Raw genomic sequence first — 24,834 nt, 5'->3', positions numbered from 1 at the left:
ATGAGTAGTTTTACAGGCAAAGCCGAAACGGATGATAACCACCTACTGAAGTAGGTGGTTTAGGGCTGAAAACAAAAGGCACCTTACAGGTGCCTTTTGTTTTTTGTTTACAGTGACCGTAAACACCGTGAGTTTATGTACCAAGGTTTAAGTATGAATACCATTATTACTCAATGAGAATCTTCCGTACTTTTTGCCGAGAAATATGCACACTAAATTTTCGGTTGATTCCCAATAAATAAGAAATGTATCTCACAAACCCGAGAGACGGCTTTCGCTCGCTCAGGTTTCATCACTCAGGCTTAAACATACTCAGTATCACTTTGACGAACACGTTCGGCCAACTGCTTATAACGATCAGCAATCGTGTCACCAAACACAGGATCATCCTCACTGACGCTCCATAAGCTCTCGACGTGCTGCCAATCTTCTGTGGTAAATAACTCTTCAATGAGAGGCAAAATTTTTCGCTCTTCTAGCTCCAAGTGGTGCCTTTGCGATTCTATGAAATCTTCTAGGTGAGCGACAAACATGTCTTGTGGCACAACAGCATCCTGAAGGATCATCTCTATCACGGATGAAAACTCTCTGGTTTTACTCGCTAACTCTAGATGTTCTTTCTCTAAATTTTCCATGGTTTGTTGCTTACCATAGTGTTCAAGAAAGTGGTGATAGAGGATATCTTCTTTCGGGTGGTGTACTTTCTCCGAATGATTAGAGAGGTAATCAACAATCTCGCTTACTAACGCATAGTTGATTACACGTTCTTTTTTTATCTCATTAAGCTTATGGCGCAGTATCGCCAACAGACGAACCATATAACCATGTTCGCGTCGAATTCTTTCGATCATCATAGCGTCTCTCCTTAACACCTACTTTTAGTAAGTGTACATGAGAAATTTACTATCAGCCTCGAGCGTGCTCAAAAAAACAGCGATCATACCACCCATGATCGCTGTCTCTTCATTTATACCGTTAATGGCAAATGCCAGTTAATTGGTGCTTTTTCTTGTGATGTAAGCAACTGGTTTGCTTGAGAGAAATGCTTACAACCGAAAAAGCCTCGATGTGCAGAAAGTGGCGATGGGTGTGGGGCAGCTAACACATGGTGCTTATTGCGATCGATAAAACGACCTTTCTTCTGTGCATGTGAACCCCACAGCAAGAACACTACACCTTCTTGATGCTGATTAATGGCTTCAATCACTCGATCAGTAAACGTTTCCCAACCTGTCTTTGAATGTGAATGCGCTTTACCTTGCTCCACCGTTAATACCGTATTGAGTAACAATACGCCTTGTTCAGCCCAGCTTTGCAAAAAACCATGCTGAGGGATTTGGAAACCTTCAATATCTTGCGCCAGCTCTTTATACATATTAACCAGTGACGGTGGCGTTTTAATGCCAGGAAGTACAGAGAAACACAGGCCATGCGCCTGATTTGGGCCGTGGTATGGGTCTTGTCCTAGAATCACGACCTTAACGTCTTTGAACTCGGTAAAACGAAACGCGTTAAAGACATCTTTTGCGGGAGGAAAAATAGCTTTGCCTGCGGCGCGTTCGGCTTCAACAAAATTCAAGGTGTCTACAAAGTAGATCTGCTTTTTCTCTTCGCCGATCACATCGTGCCAAGTGGGTGACTGATTCATGGAAAGTTCCTGTCCTAAATTTTGCTTCTATTCTAACGAGCGAAACTCAAACAAACAAAAACTTACCACGAACTTGAGACAAGTAATAAAAGACTAATGCTTCTGTGGCGTTCGAAAGTGCCCCTGTCCGGTAATGTGACGATTAGGCATCGGTAAGCGAAGCACGCGACGAGTGTAAGCATAAGGAGTAAAAGAGAGTGGTCGAGACATGTTGGCATCCTTCTTTGCTAATTCAGAGATTGATGTTCAATGACTAAGAAAGAAAGGTGCCAACTTTGTGGTTACGCCATTAACTGTCAATGGCCGCTAAATGGAATTGACGCAACGTGTTGATCTCTTGCTGCCAAATATCTGGATCAATTGTTTCTAAAATCAGAGGGATACCATCAAAACGAGGGTCTTTCGCGATGTACTCAAAGCAATCCCACCCGATCTCTCCTTTACCAAGAGAATGGTGGCGATCTACTTTGCTGGCAAACTCTACTTTTGAATCATTTAGATGCATTGCTCTTAAATAGTGCATACCTACGATACGGTCGAACTCTGCAAAGGTGCGCTCGCAATCTTCTTTTGTACGTAAGTCATAACCAGCCGTAAAGGTATGGCAGGTATCAATACAAACGCCGACACGATCTTTATCTTCCACTTGCTCGATGATTTCAGCAAGGTGCTCAAACTTCCAGCCTAAGTTAGTGCCTTGACCTGCCGTATTCTCGATAACAGCGATCACATTCGGCACCGCTTTATGCGCAAGATTGATCGACTCGGCGATCGTTGCGAGGCACTCCTGTTCAGAGACTTTCTTTAGGTGACTACCCGGGTGGAAGTTAAGAAAAGTCAGCCCTAACTGATTACAACGCTCCATTTCATCAATAAATGCCGCGCGGGATTTATTCAGCTTTTCTTCTTCCGGCGCACCCAAGTTAATCAGATAAGAATCATGGGGAAGAATATGTTCTGCTCCGAAACCCAGCATTTTACAGTTCGCTTTAAACGCACTGATGGTTTTTGCTTCTAAAGGCTTCGCCACCCACTGGCGTTGGTTTTTTGTAAATAGTGCGAATGCATTCGCGCCAATTTCACGAGCTCTCAACGGAGCTTGATCGACCCCACCAGCAGCAGAGACATGTGCACCAATGAGTTTATTCCCAAGCTTGTTTTTCATGTTTGTCATTTAATCACTTTAGACTTTCAGTATTGCTACCTAAATACAGATAGTTGCGTTAACCAGTTTAAACTTTAATCTCAATTTGTAGTAAATTTACAACAAAACCAGTTATTAAATATTTTTTATATTATCAAATAAATTGTAATTAGTTTGTTTTCAAAGGTTTTATTGATTTAACTCAATAAAATTACCTTAATAAAAATGATGTTTTTGGTTGTTTTTTGACTTAAATCAATATTAAAATAGTGGATATTAGCTATATAATACTCAGCTCAACGAAAATTCGAAAATTAACACCAATAATCACCACGTAAGTGGTCTAGGAGATAGTGATGATCCAAGGTATCCAAATTACAAAAGCGGCAAACGACGACCTACTAAACTCTATCTGGCTATTAGATAGCGAAAAAAATGAAGCTCGTTGTGTTGCTGCAACTGCTGGCTACGAAGCAGACCAAGTTATCGCAATCAGCGACCTAGGTGAATACGAAAGCCGTGAAGTTGCAATCGAAACTGCTCCTCGTATCGAAGGCGGCCAACACCTAAACGTGAACGTGCTTAAACGCGAAACACTAGAAGATGCAGTTGCACACCCAGAGAAATACCCACAACTAACTATTCGTGTTTCTGGTTACGCAGTACGTTTTAACTCGCTAACTCCAGAGCAACAACGTGATGTAATCGCTCGTACTTTTACTGAGACTCTATAATCTCTCAGTAAACTAGCTCGCTAGAATTTAAAAAGCTTGGTCTGCAATGACCAAGCTTTTTTTGTTTCAGAATCCTTCTAAACCCTTTCTATAATGGAAAGCAACTCGCCTCTAAGGTGCATTTCTTTGCGAAGGATCTTTCTGAAACGCTTGCGCTAAAGAGGTTGGATCAAGCCTATCTCTTTGCAGTGACGCCCCTTCTGCCCACCAAATCATTTGATGCATAGTGCGATTCATATAGTTGTCCCACTGCGTCTGCTCCGACTCATCCGCAGCAACGCCCTGTTCATCAAAGACTTCTTGCGCTTTCGGAATGTGGATCATCGCAGAGACAGGTAGACATCCAAGTTCAGATAAGAAGGTACGCATAGAAACAGCAGCTCTAACACCACCCCATTGTCCGGCAGAATAGGTCACGATAGCACTCGGCTTGTAAGAAAACAGCGAACTGCCGAAATGGTTAAGCATGTTCGCCAAAGCAGGACTCATCGAATGGTTATATTCCGGGCTAACCATCACATACCCATCGGCCTGTTTGATTTTGTCTGCCAGCTCACTTAGGTGCTGCGGAACTTTAGAGCGGTGATAAGCAAACTCGGGCTTAAACACATCGCCAAAGTCGTAATTCAAAGGGTCGATGATTTCGACCGTATGTTGCGAATGTTGACTCGCGATGAGTTTTTCACACGCTTTACTGACTCGCATTCCTAAACGGGCTGGTCGTGGTGGCGTGCTGTTTCTCACTGAGCCAAGAAAAATCAAAAAATGCATGCTTCTCTTTTCATCTCATTTAGTTAAGTTCGTTTCTCAATAATAAAGAGAGTCAAAACTTACCGACAATAAAAAAGGTGAATGATTACTCATTCACCTCTCGTTATTTCTGTTTTTGATACTTACTATACTTTGAAGCTTACTGCACGCGGCGCAGTACTTGTTTCAATGCGTCAAAGTCTGCGTCGAGCTCTTCCGATAGCAGCTCCATCGCAGCGTGCTTCGCTAGTGGCGCAGGAAGCTCGATATCGGATTCTAGAATATCATCCACGACTTCTTTGAACTTCGCAGGGTGAGCAGTACATAGGAACAGACCGGTTTCACCGTCTTGCAATTGTTCTTCAAGAACGCGGTAAGCAATCGCACCGTGCGGTTCGCATAGATAGCCTAGAGCATGTAAGTCTTTCACTGACTGTGCGCTTTGCTCATCAGATACTGCACCTTTACCTAACGTCTCCAAGCCCCACTCTTTCACACGGCACAGCTCTTCGATACGAGGCCAGTTGTTTGGTTGGCTCACGTCCATCGCGTTCGATGTTGTTGCGACTGTTGGTTTTGGCTCCCACTTACCTGTTTCTAGGTAGCGAGGAACCGTGTCATTGGCATTAGTTGCAGCGATAAAGCGTTTGATAGGCAAGCCCAACGCTTTTGCCAATAGACCAGCAGTTAGGTTACCGAAGTTACCGCTTGGTACTGATACCACTAGGTTTTCACGCTCTTGCTTGCTCATTTGCGCAGCTGCTTCAAAGTAGTAACAGATTTGCGCCATCAAACGGCTGATGTTGATTGAGTTTGCAGAGTTCAGACCGATCTCTTCACGCAGTGCAGAATCATCAAAAGCTTGCTTAACCAGTGCCTGACACGCATCGAAGTCGCCATCGATCGCGACAGTGTGAATGTTTTTACCAAGCGTACAGAATAACTTCTCTTGCAGTGGGCTGATTTTTCCTTTCGGGTAAAGAATCACAACATTGATGTCTTCCATACCGTAGAAAGCATGCGCAACGGCTGCGCCAGTATCGCCAGACGTTGCCGTCAGAATGGTGATCTTGCCGCCGTCCGAAACCGCAGCAAGAGATTGCGCCATAAAGCGACCACCAAAGTCTTTAAACGCAAGCGTTGGACCATGGAACAGTTCCAGTGCATAAACACCGTCTTTTACTTGGTTGATAGGCGCAGGGAATTGAAACGCAGCATCAACAAGGGCATTCACTTGCTCCTCTGTAAGTTCATCTCCAATTAACGCCGATAGAATCTTAGTGCTACGAGAGACAAAGTCTTCTGCAAGCAGCGCATCGATATCTTCAAATTTTGGTAATTCCGATGGAAAAAATAGACCTTGGTTACGGCCTAACCCTTGGCGAACGGCTTGGCCAAAGGAAACTTGTTCATCATTTTCTTTTATATTGTAAAGCTTCATAGCTCACTTCCTGTTACTTTCGAACCCTGCTTATCTAGACGACAAACGTGGACGAATCCTTCTTCGTTTTGTACGTAGTTTTGTTCTAACCAGCGAGCAACTCGCTCAGCGACATCTTTCTCTTTGCAAATACTGAACAGTGTCGGACCACTGCCAGAAATACCGGTTGCCAATGCACCCGCAGACGCTGCGTATTGACGTGCATTCGCAAAACCTGGAAGCAGTTTCTCACGATACGGTTCTGCGATCACGTCTTTGATCATTTTTGCAGCAAGTTCTGGCTGACCAGAATGACACGCATGAATAAAGCCCGCAAGGTGGCGACCATGAGCAATGATATCTTGTCGGCGGTATTGAGATGGTAGGATCTCACGCGCTTCCGCCGTTGATACCTTGATACCCGGATACGCCATCACCCAGTACCAATCATCAAAGCAAGGTACTTCTTGACTGATGATACCCAACTCTTCAAGCATCAGTTGCACACCACCAAGGTAACATGGCGCAACGTTGTCGTAGTGAATACCACCAGAGATCTTGCCTTCCATCTCTCCCATCAGCGCTAGTAATTCTGTCTCGTTAAGTGGCTGTCCATGGAATCGGTTCAATGCATCTAATGCAGCAACGATAGAACATGCACTTGAGCCTAAACCAGAGCCAATTGGCATGTTCTTTTCTAGCGTCATCTCAAGTGGTTTTAGCTCAACGCCTTTTTTGTCTAACTCACGAGCAAACACAAGCCAACAGTCGTAGACGATGTTCTCTTTTGGTTCAGTTGGCAATTTCTCAACAAAATCACCCGCCGTTTTAAGGCTGAACGGGTCAGCCCCAGATTTCACCAATACACGGTCACCCAATAGTGTGCCATCCACTGGAGACACGGCAGCCCCCAGCACATCAAAGCCAACGCTTACATTACCAATTGATGCTGGGGCATAAACCACTACATCCATATCACTTGAACTCATTATTGTTATACCCCTAGTTTCCAACCTAAAGTACGCATCACGTCAGAAAATACACCCGCAGCCGTTACTTCGGTGCCTGCACCATAGCCACGTAACACTAGTGGGATTGGCTGATAGTAACGGCTGTAAAATGCCAGTGCGTTTTCACCGTCCTTGATTTTATACATTGGATCGTTTTCATCCACCGCAGCGATGCTTACTGTGCACTTGCCCTCATTAATCTCACCAACGTAGCGCAGTACTTTGCCTTCTTCCGCTGCCTTTGCAGATAATTCTTTAAAGTAGGCGTCTGCTTCAGGTAAACGCGCCATAAATTCATCAACGCTACCAGAATCATCAAAACCTGGTGGCAGTGCTTGATCAACCACAACGTCTTCTAGTTCTAGAGACATGCCTGCTTCACGAGCTAGGATCAGAAGCTTACGCGCGACATCCATACCAGAAAGGTCATCACGAGGATCCGGTTCAGTAAAACCATTTTCTTTTGCGATATTAGTTGCTTCACTTAGGCTCATACCTTCATCTAACTTACCGAAGATGTATGACAGAGAGCCAGAAAGAATACCGCTGAAGCGCTCTAGCTCATCACCCGCTGAGATTAGGTTTTGCAGGTTTTCGATTACCGGTAGACCCGCCCCCACAGTTGTTTCGTACATCAGCTTGCGACGAGAGCTGCGCGCAACATCGCGAAGCTGATGGTAGTAAGCCATGCTTGCTGTATTTGCTTTTTTATTTGGTGTAACGACATGGAAACCAGCAGCTAGGAAATCAGCGTATTGATTCGCAATATCTTCACTTGATGTACAGTCAACCAATACTGGGTTGATGATGTGGTTACGTTGAACCAAAGAAATCAAACGCGCTAGGCTGAACTCTTCTGTCGCTGCCGACATACGATCACGCCAATGATCGAGTGGCAGACCTTCACTATCAAGCAGAAGACCTTTGCTGTTTGCCAAGCCACACACGCGAATAACGATGCCTTTTTCCGCAAGCTTCGCCTGTTGACGCTCGATCTGATCCACCAGCTCACCACCAACGCCACCAATACCAACCACGAATACGTCTAAGAAGTGCTTAGAGTTGAATAGGTTTTCGTGACACGCTTTGATCGCTTCAGAGATTTTATCTTCAGGAATCACGGCTGAGATAGCACGCTCAGATGAGCCCTGTGCGATGGCTACAATGTTTACGTTCACTTCAGCAAGAGATGAGAAGAAGCGAGATGCAACACCGCGCGATGTACGCATGCCGTCACCAACCAACGTTATGATTGAAACATTATCAATAAACTCGACCGGCTCTAATAAGCTATCTTTCAGTTCCAACTCAAACGCATCGGCCAGTACTTGTTGCGCTTTTGCTTTATCTTCTGCCTCAATACAGAAGCTAATGCTGTACTCAGAAGAAGACTGAGTAATAAGAACAATAGACACACCAGCGGAAGACATTGCGCCAAATACGCGGCTTGCCATGCCAACCATACCCTTCATACCTGGGCCGGAGACGTTAACCATAGTTAGGTCGTTTAGCGTCGTGATACCTTTGATCGCCAGATTGTCTTCACCAGTGTCTTGCCCAATCAAAGTTCCTGCACCTTGTGGGTTAAAGCTGTTTTTGATCAGACATGGGATGTGGAACTGTGCGATTGGGGCGATGGTTTTCGGGTGCAGAACGGAAGCACCGAAGTAAGAAAGCTCCATCGCTTCTTGATAGCTAAGAGATTTAAGTAGGCGAGCATCTTCGACTAAGCGAGGGTCACAGTTGTACACACCATCTACGTCTGTCCAGATCTCACAGCAATCTGCGCGCAGACACGCCGCAAGAACCGCCGCCGAATAATCAGAGCCATTGCGACCAAGTGTTACCAATTCACCTTTCTCGTTACCTGCGGTAAAGCCAGGCATGATGTTCACATGACCTTGAGGAAGAGGATTCTGGCGGAAGTTCTGAGTCGAAACTTCAACATCGACCATGGCTTCAAGGTGATCACCTTTTGCGTATAGGTATTCAACTGGGTCGATAAGATGTGCAGGCTGGCCTTTGGCTTCTAACACCGCTTTCATCAATTGAATCGAAACGCGTTCGCCTTTGCTAATAATACGTGCATTAACATTGTTTGGGCACATGCCAAGAAGATTGATGCCATGAACGAATTGGCGTAATTGAGAGAGAGAAGTTTTCACTTGGTTATCGAAAGCTGAACCATCGATATTGGGTAGTACTGCTTGGACTTGAGTGAAGAGCGTTTTAAACGACTCCTCCAACTCTTTGATTTGTAGTTCTGCTTCACCATTGCGCAATGCGCCTTCAATGACCGCAACCAATTTGTTTGTTGTTTTACCAGGAGCGGAAAGAACAACCGCCACTTCTTCTTGTTGAGCGTTATTGGCAATAATGTCTGCCGCTCTCAAAAAGCGATCTGCATCAGCTAGTGATGATCCGCCAAACTTCAATACTCGCATCCCTTCCTCCGGTATATCTTCTTAAATTTGTCTAAATTCTGGATAAAAAAGCATAAAAAAAGGCCTGTATCTTGTTGGATACAGGCCTTTTTTGTGAATTTCTTTCGCTCAGCAGCCTGCCCCAACATGTGTCGTGTCGGTAATAATAATGGTCGTGGTCATTACTACTAGGCTGTTAGATGGCATAAATAAATATTCAACGTTAATTGTGTTTGCTTAACTCTACGTTTACCGAGTTTCTGATACATAGTCAACAAAAAATTGTTTGTTTTTCCATCTTTCAGAGAATTCTGCTAAGCAATGTCATTGATATTTATAGTTAATTACACATTATTGATCATTTAAAAATCTACAGTTAGTTTTTGTAAAGGACTTAACCATCATCACCAGTTCGGTTTTTTATCTAATAACTAGTCTGATCTTTGCCATAAAACGTACGATCAAATAATTCGAGAGGGTTGTGACACATAACAACAACTTAACTGTGACTTATGTTCATAGGATCGAATTATTTAGAAAATAGGTGAGCTAGCTTTCATATTCTATGCTTTAATAGTGAGAAGCTTTGGGCGCATACTAATAAAAAAGTTGACACAAGGAGTGGTGAACATGAAAAGAGGGCTTTTTCTGTTGCTGTTTTTTGTGCCTGGTGTTTGTCTAGCAAACGAGCTTCCGCCGCTTCCAGGTAAAATATCCCCTTCTCCTCATAAACTATTCATTTCCAGCGACAGTTATCAGTCTGACAGTTTTGATGTTTGGAATATCGATACGGGTTACGCTTACGAACTTTTTGATTCGGTAGACGTTTATGTCGGTGCGCGAGTCAATAACTCTCCTACCAAAAATCAAAGTGGTTTTTTGAGTGGGATCAGCTATCACTTTAATGATCGTGTCACGCTGAAAAGTACAGTTCGCTCTTACAAGAATGAAACAGCGGAAGGTATTCGCCAAGACGACAGTAGCCTCGCGGCTGAAGTATCAAGTCGCGTAAAAATTACCGATAAACTGGATCTTCACGCGACTCTTGATTACCAAGATTGGCAACAAGGCTTTGAGGTTGGTTTAGGCTTTCGTTTTTAGAAGTCCAGCTTTTGCTTAGAAATCAACACACCGTTCCAGTCCGCGTAAACGTAGTGCTTAGGTTGAACGATTTGGTTTTGCATCGTTAAGGTTACGTTTACCTCTCCTATCCCGCGTTTCTCTGTTTTAAACGGGTTAGTTCCAAGAGCTTGAACGCCAATGTCCATTTGAGATATTTGTGCTACGTCGCGTATTGCACCATAGACAATGATACCTTCCCACCCATTTTCTATTCCGAGTATCGCTAATTGATCGCCGAGTAATGCTCTCTGACACGATCCATGTCCGTCAACAATCAATACTTTACCCGTTCCATCTTCGCCCAGTACTTCACGCACTTTCGAGTTATCGTGATAGCAGCGCACCGTAACGATTTCACCGTAAAAAGCGCTACGTTGACCAAAGTTCTGCAATGGTAAAGTAAGCAAGCTCACTTGGTCTTCAAATTGGTCACAAATATCGGGTGTAATGTCTCTCATATTTCCTCCGTGAATTTTCTCACCCAAGCGGTGCTTCAGTGAGCAGTATCCTTTTCTATACCTTCTATACGAGCCGAGGTTTAATGGAGCCTAACGTATGAAAAACTTTCGGCTGCGAGCACGCAATAAGATAAAGTTGGTCATTAATGACGTAATAAATCGCGTTTTGTTGAAAGTCACTCGCCAATTCAACGGCTACCTCTGGCGACAACTCGACGGCAAAGCTTTCCTCATACCATGTAAAAGCGCTATCACCTACCGTGACAGGCGCGTAATTAACGTGCTGTAGCTGTTTTTCTAACGCGTGATTGTTTATGCTGTTCTCTTCTTTGGACCTCAAGTTACTGTATGGGTTCCAAGCGGTTATCACAGCATAGTTTGAAACACGCCACTCGGCTTCGAATCTGAAAAAAGATTCTGAATAAGCATTCCATAACGATGCGTCTATGTTCTTATTACTTTTTTCTATCATAAGTCTTAAACGATTAATAACAGTTACATTTCATCAATTGATATAAATCAACAAACTGAATGGAATTAACATTTGAGCATTGTTAGCATGCTGTTAACAATATAAAATCCGCTCAATATCTTAGGGTGTTTACGTTTCAGGCCCCACTGAAAGCAGGAAATGAAAGGTAAACAAGCCCTTTAGAATAAACGTCGCCATTGGATACTGGTGAGTTGGCAAAATTCCATGGAGGGCGGATAACTGAAAGAAGTGTTTTTTTGATCAACTTGATTTATTATCAAAATCACATTACCTGTATGTTATATTTTTGCCTAGAATTTATTCTATTAGCACAATTTTGTCACAAATTTAGGTACCGCCAATGCAAACCCCGCAGATTCTTATCGTTGAAGATGAGCAAGTAACTCGTAACACTCTTAAGAGTATTTTTGAAGCAGAGGGATACGCTGTTTTTGAAGCCAGTGACGGTGAAGAGATGCACCAAGTGTTGTCTGATAACTCAGTCAACTTGGTTATTATGGACATTAATCTTCCAGGCAAGAATGGCCTTCTACTAGCGCGTGAATTACGCGAGCAAGCGAACATTGCTTTAATGTTCCTGACAGGCCGTGACAATGAAGTAGACAAGATCCTAGGTCTTGAGATTGGTGCAGATGACTACATCACTAAACCATTCAACCCACGTGAACTAACTATTCGTGCACGTAACCTACTTAGTCGCTCAATGAGCTCTAACGCGGTGCAAGAAGAGAAGCGCTCGGTAGAAAAGTATGAATTCAACGGTTGGGTACTAGACATCAACAGCCGCTCTCTAGTAAGCCCTGCTGGTGATAGCTACAAGCTACCTCGCTCTGAGTTCCGCGCATTACTGCACTTCTGTGAGAACCCGGGTAAGATTCAAACTCGTGCAGATCTTCTTAAGAAGATGACTGGTCGTGAACTTAAGCCACACGACCGTACTGTAGACGTAACGATTCGTCGTATCCGTAAGCACTTTGAGTCTGTTTCAGGTACGCCAGAAATCATCGCCACTATCCACGGCGAAGGTTACCGCTTCTGTGGCGATCTAGAAGACTAGATTTAACCGCTAATATGCAAAGGGCTTGCTCATTGAGCAAGCCCTTTTTGTTTTAGGTCTAACGACTAATGCAACATCATTGCGGTTAATAAACCTTGTTAATCTTCACGTACTTTTCGACTAACCAACGCTGTTTACCCGCATCGTCTAGAAGCACTGCGATATCAACCGATTTTTCTGTGTTCACATCAATGTGAGACGAGAACGCCACCTCCCATCGGCTTTCACTGTGCGTTCGAGTATCTAAAGACGCACTGTCCACCAACCACTCTTTTTGCCCCTGTTTAATAATAAGAGCTTCTGCCGTTAGATTTGCAGGAAGTAACTGATCTCCTTCGAGGTAAAGTGCACCTTGAATACTTTGCTCTTCCACGTCCCCAATATTCGGCATGAGGTTCACCCATAAATTACTTTTGAGCTCAACATTAACCTCATTAATCGTAATCTGACTGTTTTGTTGCCAATTCACATTTGGAACGGAACTACAGCCTGCCATCAATGCCATGGCTAATGCCAATGGTGCGATTCTTTTCATGTTATTTCCTTTGTTCCAACCAACTTTTGAGGACTTGAATATCGTTTTGGTATTCATTTTTGATCTCTTCAACCCAGTCTGAAATGTTTTCCCACCATGCTGGCATATCGGGCGATTGCGCTTTTTGCGCCACACTTTGGATACGTTTCAGGCCAATTGAACCTGCAGCACCTTTGATTTTATGCGCTTCAGAAACAATCCCATCTTGATCTTTCGCTGTCATGTTCGAATCTAAGACATCGATATAGTCTGGCATCATATCTTCAAACATTTTTATGCTGTCGTAGACAGGTTTTGCACCAACAATGTCGACGTAAGACTCTAACATATCCATATCGAGCAAATGTGTCTCAATCACAGGAGAAGGCACTGGCTCTTCCACTGTTTCGGGACCGCTCACCACTTCCTTAGGTTGTTCTAACTGGTGAGCGAAGAATTTATCAATCACTGACTGAATAGCATTCACTGCCAGCGGCTTACTGATCGCATCATCCATGCCGTTATCTAAGTATTCACGACGATCTTTCATTACATTAGCAGTTAAGGCGACCAATGGAGGAAGATTGTTATAATGCTTGCGGTAATAATTGGCGACATCAAAGCCCGTCATATCAGGCAGTTGGATATCCAACAACGCTAAGTCGTATTTTTCTGGCACAAAGTTCACTAACGCTTCTTGGCCCGTCATTGCCACGGTGACAGAGTGCCCTAGGCTCTCTAGTAACGATTTAGCCACAGTTACGTTAAGCTCGATGTCTTCGACCATAAATATGTTGAGGCGCACATTGTCGCGTTTCGCATCAATGACTGGCTCAGCTAGTTCAACAATCGGAACGTGGATCGATACAGTAAAAGTGCTACCAAAGCCTTCCTCACTGGTAACCGTAATGTCACCATCCATCATATTGATCAGTTGCTTAGATACCGCCAAACCAATACCTGTACCGACCGCATGCAGGTTGTCCTTGCCTGATTTCACTTGGTAGTACATCGCAAAGATCTTATCTAGCTCTTCGTCTGGGATACCAATACCTGTGTCTTCCACTTCCATAATAATGGTCGCAAAATCGTCTTCGACATCCGCGCTCACTGTCATCACAACGCCACCTTCCTTGGTGAACTTCATTGCGTTGCTGACCAAGTTCCAAATCACCTGACGTAGACGGGTTGCATCCACTTCAATTGCTTTTGGCAAGTCGCTTAAACGTTCTAAGTCAAAGCGTAACCCTTTTTGTTCCGCCATCAGAGCTGAGATACTCTCAATCTCTGCGACGAAGTCTTCGAAGTTAAGTGGCGCAGGTAATAGTTCTAACTTACGGCGATCAAATTTATCCATATCGATAATATCGTTGAAGATGTTACCTAGAGTAATCGCACTCACATTGATGGTCTGCATGTGTTTACGCTGCTCTTCTGTCAACGGACTATCTAGAAGCATACGACTTAAGCCTACAATGCCATTCAGCGGCGTTCGCAGCTCATGACTGATGGTTGAGATGAAGGTAGTTTTGTCGCGGCTTGCTTTCTCTAACGACTCTTCATGGCGCTTACGTTCAGTGATATCACGACCGAACCCAACGAGACCAAGGTGGCGGCCATCTTTGCTGTAAAATGGCACTTTACGCAGCTCAAAGTAATGCTTGCGACCATCTGGGTATTCGAGCCATTGCTCGTAAGTAATTGCTTGATTATCGGCAAAAACCTTTTGGTCAGTATCAACGATATGCTCGGCGATTTCTTTGCTATACACATCCCAAGGGCTTAATCCGACTAACTGGTGCTCTTTCTTGCCCGTTAGCTCTTCCATCGCGCGGTTACAGCCAGAGAAAACACCATCCGCATTGCGGTAGTAAATTAAGTCTGGTGAGGCATCAATAAATGAACGCAGTAATGCGGTACGTTCTGCCAACTCTAATTGAGTACGTTCGCGTTGGAACACCTCATTTTCGAGGTCTTGCATCGCCTCTTCACGTGCTTCTTCCGCTTTAATACGCTCTTCAATTTCTTGGTTAAGCTTTTCAATGTTTTGTTGAAGTTGGTAATTCAGCTCTTGATCTCGCGAACGCATGTCCTTCAGTTTGGACACCAGCTTAGTTAAACGCTGGCGAGACTCTTCTAGTTGATCGACAACCACAGAGAGGAAGTAAACCGCCCAAGGGGTGATCAATAGACCAAAAAACACCGAACGGACAATGTCGATATCATCTACTCGCCCTTTGAGAGCTAAAGTAATCCCTACCTGCACCACAACAGCTAATGCCACCAGCGCAAGGGCTAGCAAAATAGAGAAGCGAACAATCCCCAGTTTGACTAGCAAGTCGACATAATACTGGGCGAGATTTTTCATGGGTTTCATTAACTACTCCATGGTGGTGGCTAGATAGCGCCATTCGATGATGAAAAACAGGTAAATGCACTCGACCTAACGCAATTTAGGTCTGTTTGATTAGTGAAAAACACACGGTGCGATCTGCTCTTGTGATACGAGATAAAAAGATAAACCAACGAGCGCACAGGCTTGTGTAAGTTTAACGTGTTTAATACGGTGATTTAAACAATCAGCTATCAACTTAGAGCAAGCGGTCACAAAGCGTTAGCAAGAACTGGGGTGAATACAAGTGCGATTACGTCCATCAGCTTTAGCTTGATATAACGCACTGTCAGCCATAGCGATGCCCATTTCGGGTTCATCACCATGCTGAGGAATGTAAGAGACCAGACCGATACTGACGGTAAGGCGTTCAGATGCTTCTGAACTGTCGTGTTCCATATCAAGCTGTAGAATTTTCTCATGAATACGCTGTGCTACGTTGCGCGCACCTTCCGTGGTGGTATTCGGCAAGATAAAACCAAACTCCTCGCCACCATAACGCGCAACACAATCCGAAGAACGATTGATGACTTGTGTAAACACGGTAGCAACACTGACTAACGCTTCATCACCTTGTTGGTGACCGTAACAGTCGTTGTAATCTTTGAAAAAGTCGATGTCACATAACATGATGGTGAGCGGCAGCTTTTCTCTAGCATGGTGGTACCACAATACCTGCAGTTGTTCATCGAAACGGCGTCGGTTCGATACTTGAGTTAAGCTATCCATAAAGCTCAATTTTTCTAACTCTAGGTTGGCTTTTTCCAACTTTTGTTCTGCAAGATAACGCTCAGAAATATCACGCGCCATGATCAGCACACCATTCGTTCCTGATGCTTTATCTTTAAAAGGCGATTTCACCACATCAAACCACGTACTTTTACCATCACTACTCACGACTTTATCTATGTATCGAACTGGCTCTAACTGGCGTAATGCTTCTAAGTCACTGTCTGCTAAGCGCGCGTACATCTCTTTAGGAATCACGTCTTGGAGGCGCTTACCTATCAAATCAGAAATTTTTGAAATTCCTAACGCCTTAACAAAAGGCTGATTACACGCTTGATAGACCATGTTCTCATTGAAAATACCAATAGAGTCCGGACTGGCATCCAGAATCGTTTGTAAGATAGTATCTCTTTGCGCTAGCGCCACCTCTGTATCTTTGCGACGCTCCATTTCATCTCGCAGATTCTGTTGCATCTTGTGCCATTCAGTCACGTCATGACTAATAGACAGCGTACCGATAAGCTCACCACTCGGCGAAACAAGAGAGTTTTGATTGACTTCCAGTAAGCAACTTCGACCTTGTGGATCCGTTGTCCATTTACGTTCGCTTTTTCTGGTCATCTCACCCAAGGTCTTGGATGCGCAAGCTTCTTCCCTTCGCCCTTGCCAGAATTGATCAAATGCTCGATTGGTCGTTAACAGATTGCCTTGGCGGTCTTGGGTACAAATCAGCTCTGAAAGTGAGTCTAATGCCGAACGTGCGATGATTAATTGGGCAAGTTCTTGTTGCTGCTCTTGGTGAGTGGCTTGATATGGCTGAGCATAAAGAATCCAAACTCGATGATTGCGCAATAAACTCTTTCTGCCTGACAGCTCCACTTTAATAGATTCACTATCAGATAGTCGCCAGTCAAAAGCCTGCTGACGAAAATGACGACTAGAGAAGCGATCGAGAAACTGCTCAAGCTCATGAATATCGAATAAAGCAGGATACAAATATCCCGTTCCCAAAGAGCGAATGCCTAATAACTGCATCGCAGCCCGGTTAGATAGCAAGAGCTGAGCATGGCTAGTGTCCACCACTATGACTGGATAGGGAGAATCCGTTACTAGTTTCTTAAGTGACGTCTGAAAGTGCAAATAGATCAGTGCTAACGCACACACGCCTGCGATTAATAACAAGACGACATAGCCATAACCGCCTTGACCACCCCAAAGCCAATTGAGTAACTGATCCATCGTTTAAACCTTCAAAAAACACTGGTTAAAATATATCAGTTATTTATTGAGCGATCTGCTATTAATTCCGGTTTAGTATAGATAAAGGTATTCCCCGTAAGACTCCCTTGAGCACCATGAGCACTGAGATCTCGACCAATTTCCGTCATCGCTAGCCAACGGTTTTCACACCACAGAGGCGATAATAACGTGGGCCTCCTGGCTGCTGATGAAACGCGATGATAAATCACATCTGGTGGTGTCATACGAATCATTTCACTGGCGATCGCAACATATTCTTCTAATTCAGGGGCTTCTAGCTTTCCAGCACGCCAAGCTTTCGCCATGGTGCTACCTTCGACAATATGCAAGCCATGTAACTTGATGCCATCCGTTCCCACGGCCAACACTTTTTGCAGCGTTTCAATATTTTCGGCGCGGGTTTCTTTGGGTAAACCCACAATTAAGTGAGTACAAACCTTGATTCCGAGTGTTCGCGCACGCTTAGTGATTTCGGCATAACACTCAAAGTCATGACCACGATTGATACGTTTTAGGGTGTCATTGTTGGCGGTTTGAAGACCTAGTTCTAGCCAAATTTCATAACCTTGCTGTACATAGCCCGACAGTAAATCCAATACCGCATCAGGGACGCAATCAGGACGCGTCCCCACACAAAGACCAACCATGTCTGCAGCCTTTAGTGCTTCCTCATACATGTTTTTGAGAACTTGTACTTCTGCATAGGTACTGGTGTAGGCCTGAAAATAAGCGAGATACTTCTTCGCTCTGTGAATTTCACCTGCGCGATCTTTTAACTGTTCGTGAATGCTTTTTATCTGGACTTCTTCATCTGCAAACGAAGCCACATTGCAAAATGTACATCCTCCCCGCCCAATCGTGCCATCGCGGTTAGGGCAACTAAATCCACCGTGCAATGTTAACTTATGAACCTTTTCACCGTATCGACGCTGAAGATCTTGGCCGATTGTATTGACCAACTCATGTAACTGCATAAATTCTCACCAACAATAAATCGTAATCAATCTCACTACGATCTGTGTAAATAAATTACATCCCTGCAAGAAAAAACACACAATATTAATCAATTCAAACACCCATCATGCGGGTCAAAATCAATAAACTTGCATAATTAAAGGCAAAAATCGTTCATGTTGCGTAAATGTTAAACTAAAAATGCATAATTAAACGAAAAAATTGGGTCACAACGCCGAGTTTTTCATTGCATTCTGAAGTGACAAAATTGTAGGATACTTACACAACCCCGTTATTTTTGTGACTTTTATTACAAAGCACACTGCGGGATTTGTCGGTGTTATCCCACTCCTACCTATATAAATCACTAGATAGTGATAATAAATAAAGGGATACCACCAAGGATTGTTTTTCTCGCAAAACTTTTCCTGCGAGATACGGAAAGGAATCAAGACCGGTCAACCTAGATCGGTGGCGATAATAAATATAAAGGACAAGACGTAATCAATAGTCTAGGTAGTATTTGCTGCCCGGTACTTTTGCGTCGACATTGAACTGGAAGGATGTATCTATGGTAGATAGAGAGCAAAATCCACAGGGTCTGTACACTCCGGAACTGGAGCATGACGCTTGTGGTATCGGTTTTGTTGCTCACCTTAAAAACCGTAAATCTCATGAAGTAGTGACTCAAGCATTGGATATGCTGGCTCGCATGGAACACCGTGGTGGTCAAGGTTGTGACCCATGCAGCGGTGACGGTGCGGGTATCTTGTTACAAAAACCTCATGAATTCCTATTAGAAGAAGCCGTTAAGCTAGGCATTAAACTGCCTTCGTTTGAAAAGTATGGTGTTGGTGTCGTTCTTTTCCCGAAAGACGAATACAAACGCGAACAATGCCGTGACATTCTAGAACGCAACGCACAGCGTCTAGACCTTGAAGTTATCGGCTACCGCGTATTACCAACCGACAACTCCATGATTGGTGCCGACCCTCTAAGCACAGAGCCTCAATTTGAGCATGTGTTTATCTCCGGCGGCCCTGGCATCACGCCTGAAGAGCTAGAACGCAAACTGTACGTACTTCGTAATTACACCGTACGCGTTTGCCTAGAAAGCGTTTCGAACATTGGTGACGACTTCTACATTAACTCCATGTCTTACAAGACATTAGTGTACAAAGGTCAGTTAACGACTGAGCAAGTACCTCAGTACTTCCTCGATCTGCAAAACCCGACCATGGTGACTGCACTGGCACTGGTACACTCTCGTTTCTCTACCAACACCTTCCCGAAATGGCGTCTTGCACAGCCTTTCCGTTACATTGCCCACAACGGCGAAATCAATACAGTTCGCGGTAACTTGAACTGGATGAAAGCCCGTGAAGCAATCCTAGAATCAGACCTGTTCACTCAGGCTGAAATCGACATGCTTCTTCCAATCTGTCAGGAAGGCAGCTCGGATTCATCTAACTTCGATATGGCACTTGAGCTCCTAGTTCTTTCTGGTCGCAGCCTGCCACACGCATTGATGATGATGATCCCGGAAGCATGGCAAGAAAACAAAAACATGGATCCTAAACGTCGCGCGTTCTATCAGTACCACGCGAACATCATGGAACCATGGGATGGTCCTGCTTCAGTATGTTTTACTGATGGTGTTCAAGTTGGTGCGACACTAGACCGTAACGGTTTGCGCCCTTCTCGCTACACAGTGACCAAAGATAACTTCCTAGTGATGGCATCTGAATCTGGTGTTGTGGATATTGAACCAGAGAACGTAGAGTTCCGTGGTCGTCTACAACCGGGTCGTATCTTCGTTGCAGACCTAGAGCAAGGTCGCATCATCTCCGATGAAGAAGTGAAAGACACCATCGCAACGGCACAGCCTTACGAGAAATGGGTAGAAGAAAACCTACTGAGCTTGAAGAAGCTGCCAGATGCGAGCAACCAGTTCAGCCAACCTAAGCCAGAACACCTTCTACACCGCCAACAAGCGTTTGGCGTAAGCACTGAAGAAGTGAACGAAATCATCGTTCCAATGGCGAATGACGCGAAAGAGCCATTATCAGCAATGGGTGCCGACTGGCCTCTTGCGGTTCTATCTCATCAGTCTCAACATCTTTCTAACTACTTCAAGCAGCTGTTCGCACAGGTAACCAACCCACCGATCGACCCGATCCGTGAGCGTATGGTTATGTCGCTGAACACTTACTTGGGTAAAGACCAAAACCTTCTGACTGAAACACCACTTCACTGTCAGAAAGTCGAATTAGAATCGCCGGTTCTGGCGAACTCAGAGCTTGAAAAACTGCGTGCGATCGATAACGAGCACCTACAAGCGAAAACGTTGGATATCGTATTCCAAGCTAGTGAAGATCAAGGCAAACTTGAGCGTGCATTAAAACGTATCTGCCAATACGCAGAAGACGCGGTTATCGATGGTTACTCAATCATCCTACTCACTGACCGCGCAGTGAATTCAAACCACGCGGCGATCCCAGCAATGCTGGCAGTTGGCGCAGTGCACCACCACTTGATCCGTAAAGGTCTACGTGCGAAGTGTGACATCGTGGTTGAAACTGGTGACGCGCGTGAAACGCACCACTTTGCAACGCTACTTGGTTACGGTGCGAATGCGGTTAACCCTTACCTAGTGATTGAAACCATCATTGAACTTCAACGTACGAAGAAGTTGGATCCAGAAGCGAACCCTCGTGATCTGTTCAACAACTACCGTAAAGCGATCAATGGCGGTCTTCTGAAGATCTTCTCGAAGATGGGTATCTCAACGCTACAGTCGTACCATGGTGCGCAAATCTTCGAAGCCCTGGGCATCCATAAATCCGTGGTAGACAAATACTTCACAGGTACAGTTTCTCGTATCCAAGGTCTAACCCTTGATGATATCGCCAAAGAAGTGCTGATCCGTCACCGCATCGGTTACCCACAACGCGAAATCCCAATTCAAATGCTGGATGTTGGTGGTGTTTACCAATGGAAACAGCGTGGTGAGAAGCACCTATTCAACCCAGAAACCATTTCTCTACTGCAAGAGTCTACGCGCAACAAGAACTACGATCAGTTCAAGCAGTACGCGACAGCCGTAGATAAACAAGGTGACAACGCAGTAACTCTGCGTAGCCAGCTAGAATTCATTAAGAACCCAGCAGGTTCTATCTCTATCGACGAAGTCGAACCAATTGAAAGCATCGTGAAACGCTTCGCGACGGGCGCTATGTCATTCGGTTCTATTTCTTACGAAGCACACTCCACACTAGCTGTTGCGATGAACCGTCTTGGCGCGAAATCGAACTCTGGTGAAGGTGGTGAAGACCCAATGCGTTTCGAGCGCAAAGAGAACGGCGATTGGGAACGCTCTGCAATCAAGCAGGTGGCTTCAGGTCGTTTCGGCGTAACCTCTTACTACCTAACTAACGCTGAAGAGCTGCAAATCAAAATGGCTCAAGGTGCGAAGCCAGGTGAAGGTGGTCAGCTACCAGGCGATAAAGTAGATGACTGGATCGGTGCAACGCGTCACTCGACTCCGGGCGTTGGCCTTATCTCGCCACCACCACACCACGATATCTACTCAATCGAAGATTTGGCTCAGCTTATCTACGACTTGAAGAACGCGAACCGCGCAGGCCGTGTAAACGTGAAGCTGGTATCAGAAGCAGGCGTAGGTACGATCGCTTCTGGTGTAGCGAAAGCGAAAGCGGACGTTGTACTAATCGCAGGTTTCGACGGCGGTACAGGTGCATCACCAATGTCTTCAATCCGCCATACCGGTCTTCCTTGGGAACTTGGCTTGGCAGAAACGCACCAAACGCTACTGAAGAACGGTCTACGTAACCGTATCGTGGTTCAAGCAGATGGTCAGATGAAGACACCTCGCGACCTTGCAGTGGCAACACTACTTGGTGCAGAAGAATGGGGCGTAGCAACCGCAGCATTAGTGGTTGAAGGTTGTATCATGATGCGTAAGTGTCATAAGAACACTTGTCCTGTTGGTATCGCGACTCAGAACAAGACGCTTCGCGAGCGCTTTGATGGCCGCGTAGAAGACGTCGTTACCTTCTTCCAATACATGGCACAAGGTCTACGTGAAATCATGGCTGAGCTTGGCTTCCGCACTATCGATGAAATGGTCGGTCAAGGTCAGAAACTGAAGATCCGCCAAGACATTTCTCACTGGAAATACAAGAACCTAGATCTGTCTCCTGTTCTCCACGTTGAGCAACCACGTGAAGCTGATGGTGTATTCAACCAAGCTCAACAGAACCACAACCTAGAAGAAGTGCTAGACCGTAAGCTGATTCAAGCAGCGATTCCTGCACTAGAGAAAGGCGAAGCGGTGAATGCCGAGTTCCCTATCGTCAACACGGACCGCTCTGCAGGTACCATGTTGTCGAACGAAATCTCGAAAGTGTACAAAGATGCAGGTCTACCTCAGCCAATGAACGTGAAGTTCAAAGGTTCTGCAGGTCAGTCATTCGGCGCATTCCTAGCTAAGGGCGTGAAGTTCGAAGTGGAAGGCGACGCGAACGACTACTGGGGTAAAGGCTTATCCGGCGGTACTTTAGTACTTTATCCAGATGCGAAATCAAGCATTGTCGCGGAAGACAACATCGTGGTTGGTAACGTGTGCTTCTACGGTGCAACTTCGGGTGAGTCTTTCATTCGTGGTATGGCTGGTGAACGTTTCTGTGTTCGTAACTCAGGCGCGAAAGTAGTAGTAGAAGGCGTCGGTGACCACGGTTGTGAATACATGACTGGCGGTGCAGCCATCATCCTTGGGTCAACAGGTCGTAACTTTGCCGCAGGTATGAGTGGTGGCGTGGCTTACGTATGGGATAAATCAGGTGACTTTGAGTCAAAACTGAACCCAGAGTTAGTAGACCTAGATCCAATCGAGCAAGAAGACAGAGATCTATTACTCGACATGCTAACTAAGCATGTTCAATTCACAGGAAGTGAAGTCGCTCAGTCTTTCCTAGACAACTTTGAAGCAAGCCTAGCCTCTATGGTTAAGGTAATGCCGCGTGACTACAAAGCGGTTCTTCAAAAGCGTAAAGCTGAAGCACAGTCTCAAGGAAACGAAACTCAAGTGGAGGCCGTATAATGGGTAAGCCTACTGGATTTTTAGAGCATGGTCGTGAACTACCACAGAAGATCGACCCAGCTGAACGCATCAAGAACAACAAAGAGTTCGTTCTGAACGAGGAGTTTGGTGACAAGATCAATACTCAGGCTTCTCGTTGTATGGATTGTGGTGTGCCGTTTTGTCATAACGGCTGCCCTATCGGTAACATCATCCCAGAGTTTAACGATGCGGTTTATCGTGATAGCTGGGAAGAAGCTTGGAACATTCTAAGCTCAACCAATAACTTCCCAGAGTTCACTGGTCGTGTTTGCCCTGCTCCGTGTGAAAGTGCTTGTGTACTTGGCATCAACCAAGATCCAATCACTATCTGTAATATCGAGAAAACCATCGTAGAAACGGCGTATCGTGAAGGGTACGCCAAACCAAAAACACCACGCTCTCGCACTGGCAAAACCGTTGCGATCATTGGTTCAGGTCCTGCTGGCCTTGCGGCAGCAGAGCAGCTAAACAGCGCTGGTCATACTGTGACGGTATTCGAGCGAGACGAGAAAGTGGGCGGTCTGCTACGTTTTGGTATCCCAGACTTTAAACTGAGCATGGAAGTCATTGATCGCAAGATCAATCTAATGGCAGAAGCTGGCATTGAGTTTAAAGTAAACCAACACGTCGGTGTTGATGTAAATGCTCAACAATTGCGTCAAGAGTTCGATGTGGTTCTACTAACCGGTGGCTCAACGGTTCCACGTGATTTGCCCGTTCCGGGTCGTGAACTAAAAGGCGTTCACTTCGCGATGGAATTCCTAGGTCAAAATAACCGCCGTGCCAACGACATGGATCTTAAGGGTGAAGAACTTCACGCCGCGGGTAAACACGTTGTCGTTATCGGTGGTGGTGATACGGGTTCTGACTGTGTAGGTACATCAAACCGCCACGGTGCAGCAAGCATCACTCAGGTTGAAATCATGCCGATTCCACCAGAGAAACGTCCTGCCAATATGCCATGGCCACAGTACCCGATGATCCTACGTACTTCGACGTCTCATGAAGAAGGCGTTGATCGTCACTGGAATATCCTAACCAAAGAGTTCATCGGCAATGACAAAGGTGAAGTTACCGGTCTTCGTTTAGCTGATATCGTTTGGCAAGATGCGAAACCAGGCGAGCGTCCAAGCTTCAAAGAAGTAGAAGGCAGCGAGCGTGTGATTCCATGTGATATGGCATTTCTAGCGATGGGATTCCTACACCCTGAACCAACAGGCGTACTTGCTCAACTGGATATCGCGCTAGATGATCGTGGTAACGTAGCAACTCAAGGTTTTGCTACAAACCAAGAAGGTGTATTTGCTGCTGGTGATATGCGAACAGGCCAATCTTTGGTGGTTCGTTGTATCAACGAAGGCCGTGAATGTGCCCGTGCTATCGATGATTACTTAATGGGTGGCACAAACCTAGAAGCAAAAGCAGATTCACTGATGCTTTCTGCTTAACGAAGCAGTCATGCTTCTCTCTTTCAATTGCCTAATAGCCATCAGCAATATCGATGGCTATCGGTGAAGAAAGAAAACAATTCCTTCCAATCTTTCTATTTTGACCAGCATTTTATGCTGGTCTTTTTTATCTCC

19 protein-coding genes and 1 other annotated feature are annotated in these 24,834 nt (G+C 45.0%); of the genes, 5 read left to right on the top strand and 14 right to left on the bottom strand.

The window, feature by feature from the left end; translation table 11 throughout:
• Positions 1 to 302: 302 nt before the first annotated feature.
• The 3 genes from R7O12_RS19890 to nfo all read right to left on the bottom strand — a co-directional run bounded on the left by R7O12_RS19890 (position 303) and on the right by nfo (position 2,822).
• Positions 303 to 854 (bottom strand): hemerythrin domain-containing protein, encoded by a 552-nt coding sequence (locus R7O12_RS19890; RefSeq protein ID WP_005381807.1) that lies wholly within the window; start codon positions 852 to 854, stop codon positions 303 to 305.
• 113 nt (positions 855 to 967) lie between these two features.
• Positions 968 to 1,648 (bottom strand): uracil-DNA glycosylase, encoded by a 681-nt coding sequence (ung, locus tag R7O12_RS19885; RefSeq protein WP_042521850.1) that lies wholly within the window; start codon positions 1,646 to 1,648, stop codon positions 968 to 970.
• A gap of 289 nt (positions 1,649 to 1,937) precedes the next feature.
• On the bottom strand, positions 1,938 to 2,822 hold the full coding sequence (gene nfo / locus R7O12_RS19880; RefSeq protein ID WP_318100740.1) for a deoxyribonuclease IV: 885 nt from the start codon (positions 2,820 to 2,822) through the stop codon (positions 1,938 to 1,940).
• A gap of 326 nt (positions 2,823 to 3,148) precedes the next feature.
• Here nfo and grcA point away from each other — a divergent pair, with 326 nt between their 5' ends.
• Entirely contained in the window at positions 3,149 to 3,526 is a 378-nt protein-coding gene (gene grcA / locus R7O12_RS19875) for an autonomous glycyl radical cofactor GrcA (RefSeq protein WP_005381814.1), read from the top strand.
• A gap of 111 nt (positions 3,527 to 3,637) precedes the next feature.
• Here the strand turns inward: grcA and R7O12_RS19870 are convergent, their stop codons facing one another.
• The 5 genes from R7O12_RS19870 to thrL form a co-directional block, all read right to left on the bottom strand.
• A complete protein-coding gene (locus tag R7O12_RS19870) occupies positions 3,638 to 4,297 on the bottom strand; it encodes an NADPH-dependent FMN reductase (protein ID WP_042521848.1) in 660 nt (219 codons plus the stop codon).
• A 139-nt stretch (positions 4,298 to 4,436) separates the two neighbouring features.
• Complete coding sequence (gene thrC / locus R7O12_RS19865) at positions 4,437 to 5,717, bottom strand: threonine synthase (RefSeq protein ID WP_005381818.1); 1,281 nt, start codon at positions 5,715 to 5,717, stop codon at positions 4,437 to 4,439.
• On the bottom strand, positions 5,714 to 6,670 hold the full coding sequence (thrB, locus tag R7O12_RS19860; protein WP_017635074.1) for a homoserine kinase: 957 nt from the start codon (positions 6,668 to 6,670) through the stop codon (positions 5,714 to 5,716). Before thrB ends, thrC begins: the two co-directional genes overlap by 4 nt.
• Before the next feature lie 20 nt (positions 6,671 to 6,690).
• Complete coding sequence (gene thrA / locus R7O12_RS19855; RefSeq protein ID WP_017821509.1) at positions 6,691 to 9,150, bottom strand: bifunctional aspartate kinase/homoserine dehydrogenase I; 2,460 nt, start codon at positions 9,148 to 9,150, stop codon at positions 6,691 to 6,693.
• A 53-nt stretch (positions 9,151 to 9,203) separates the two neighbouring features.
• Positions 9,204 to 9,323 (bottom strand) — a sequence feature (Thr leader region).
• Complete coding sequence (gene thrL / locus R7O12_RS19850; protein WP_074192076.1) at positions 9,259 to 9,336, bottom strand: thr operon leader peptide; 78 nt, start codon at positions 9,334 to 9,336, stop codon at positions 9,259 to 9,261. It overlaps the preceding feature by 65 nt.
• Before the next feature lie 423 nt (positions 9,337 to 9,759).
• On the opposite strand from thrL, the gene R7O12_RS19845 reads away from it, so the two are divergent.
• Entirely contained in the window at positions 9,760 to 10,230 is a 471-nt protein-coding gene (locus tag R7O12_RS19845; RefSeq protein ID WP_017821468.1) for a hypothetical protein, read from the top strand.
• Here the strand turns inward: R7O12_RS19845 and R7O12_RS19840 are convergent.
• Together R7O12_RS19840 and R7O12_RS19835 are read right to left on the bottom strand one after the other, a co-directional pair.
• Positions 10,227 to 10,709 (bottom strand): putative 4-hydroxy-4-methyl-2-oxoglutarate aldolase, encoded by a 483-nt coding sequence (locus R7O12_RS19840; RefSeq protein WP_005381822.1) that lies wholly within the window; start codon positions 10,707 to 10,709, stop codon positions 10,227 to 10,229. The genes R7O12_RS19845 and R7O12_RS19840 overlap by 4 nt on opposite strands.
• 64 nt (positions 10,710 to 10,773) lie before the next feature.
• Positions 10,774 to 11,181, bottom strand: a complete 408-nt coding sequence (locus R7O12_RS19835) for a DUF3293 domain-containing protein (protein WP_005381823.1) — start codon at positions 11,179 to 11,181, stop codon at positions 10,774 to 10,776.
• Between the two features lie 361 nt (positions 11,182 to 11,542).
• Here R7O12_RS19835 and arcA point away from each other — a divergent pair, with 361 nt between their 5' ends.
• Positions 11,543 to 12,259 carry a two-component system response regulator ArcA gene (gene arcA, locus R7O12_RS19830; RefSeq protein WP_005381824.1) on the top strand — a complete coding sequence of 239 codons (717 nt, stop codon included), beginning with the start codon at positions 11,543 to 11,545 and terminating at the stop codon, positions 12,257 to 12,259.
• An 85-nt stretch (positions 12,260 to 12,344) separates the two neighbouring features.
• On the opposite strand, the gene R7O12_RS19825 is transcribed toward arcA, so the two are convergent.
• The 4 genes from R7O12_RS19825 to R7O12_RS19810 form a co-directional block, all read right to left on the bottom strand.
• Positions 12,345 to 12,794, bottom strand: coding sequence for a hypothetical protein (locus R7O12_RS19825; protein WP_005381825.1), 450 nt, complete (start codon positions 12,792 to 12,794; stop codon positions 12,345 to 12,347).
• Position 12,795: 1 nt separating this feature from the next.
• Positions 12,796 to 15,150: an aerobic respiration two-component sensor histidine kinase ArcB gene (gene arcB, locus R7O12_RS19820; RefSeq protein WP_005381826.1), complete on the bottom strand. Its 2,355-nt coding sequence runs from the start codon at positions 15,148 to 15,150 to the stop codon at positions 12,796 to 12,798.
• Positions 15,151 to 15,387: 237 nt separating this feature from the next.
• Positions 15,388 to 17,133 carry a diguanylate cyclase domain-containing protein gene (locus tag R7O12_RS19815; RefSeq protein ID WP_318100745.1) on the bottom strand — a complete coding sequence of 582 codons (1,746 nt, stop codon included), beginning with the start codon at positions 17,131 to 17,133 and terminating at the stop codon, positions 15,388 to 15,390.
• Positions 17,134 to 17,168: 35 nt separating this feature from the next.
• On the bottom strand, positions 17,169 to 18,128 hold the full coding sequence (locus tag R7O12_RS19810; protein ID WP_017633631.1) for a TIGR01212 family radical SAM protein: 960 nt from the start codon (positions 18,126 to 18,128) through the stop codon (positions 17,169 to 17,171).
• A gap of 551 nt (positions 18,129 to 18,679) precedes the next feature.
• Between R7O12_RS19810 and gltB the strand changes: the two genes are divergently transcribed.
• Positions 18,680 to 23,230 (top strand): glutamate synthase large subunit, encoded by a 4,551-nt coding sequence (gltB, locus tag R7O12_RS19805; RefSeq protein WP_136976980.1) that lies wholly within the window; start codon positions 18,680 to 18,682, stop codon positions 23,228 to 23,230.
• On the top strand, positions 23,230 to 24,699 hold the full coding sequence (locus R7O12_RS19800) for a glutamate synthase subunit beta (protein ID WP_042521841.1): 1,470 nt from the start codon (positions 23,230 to 23,232) through the stop codon (positions 24,697 to 24,699). Before gltB ends, R7O12_RS19800 begins: the two co-directional genes overlap by 1 nt.
• The last annotated feature ends 135 nt before the right edge of the window (positions 24,700 to 24,834 follow it).

The organism is Vibrio sp. Vb1574, from assembly GCF_033338675.1.
The sequence above is the reverse complement of the archived record's forward strand: the minus strand, read 5'-3'. Positions and strand labels throughout refer to the sequence as shown.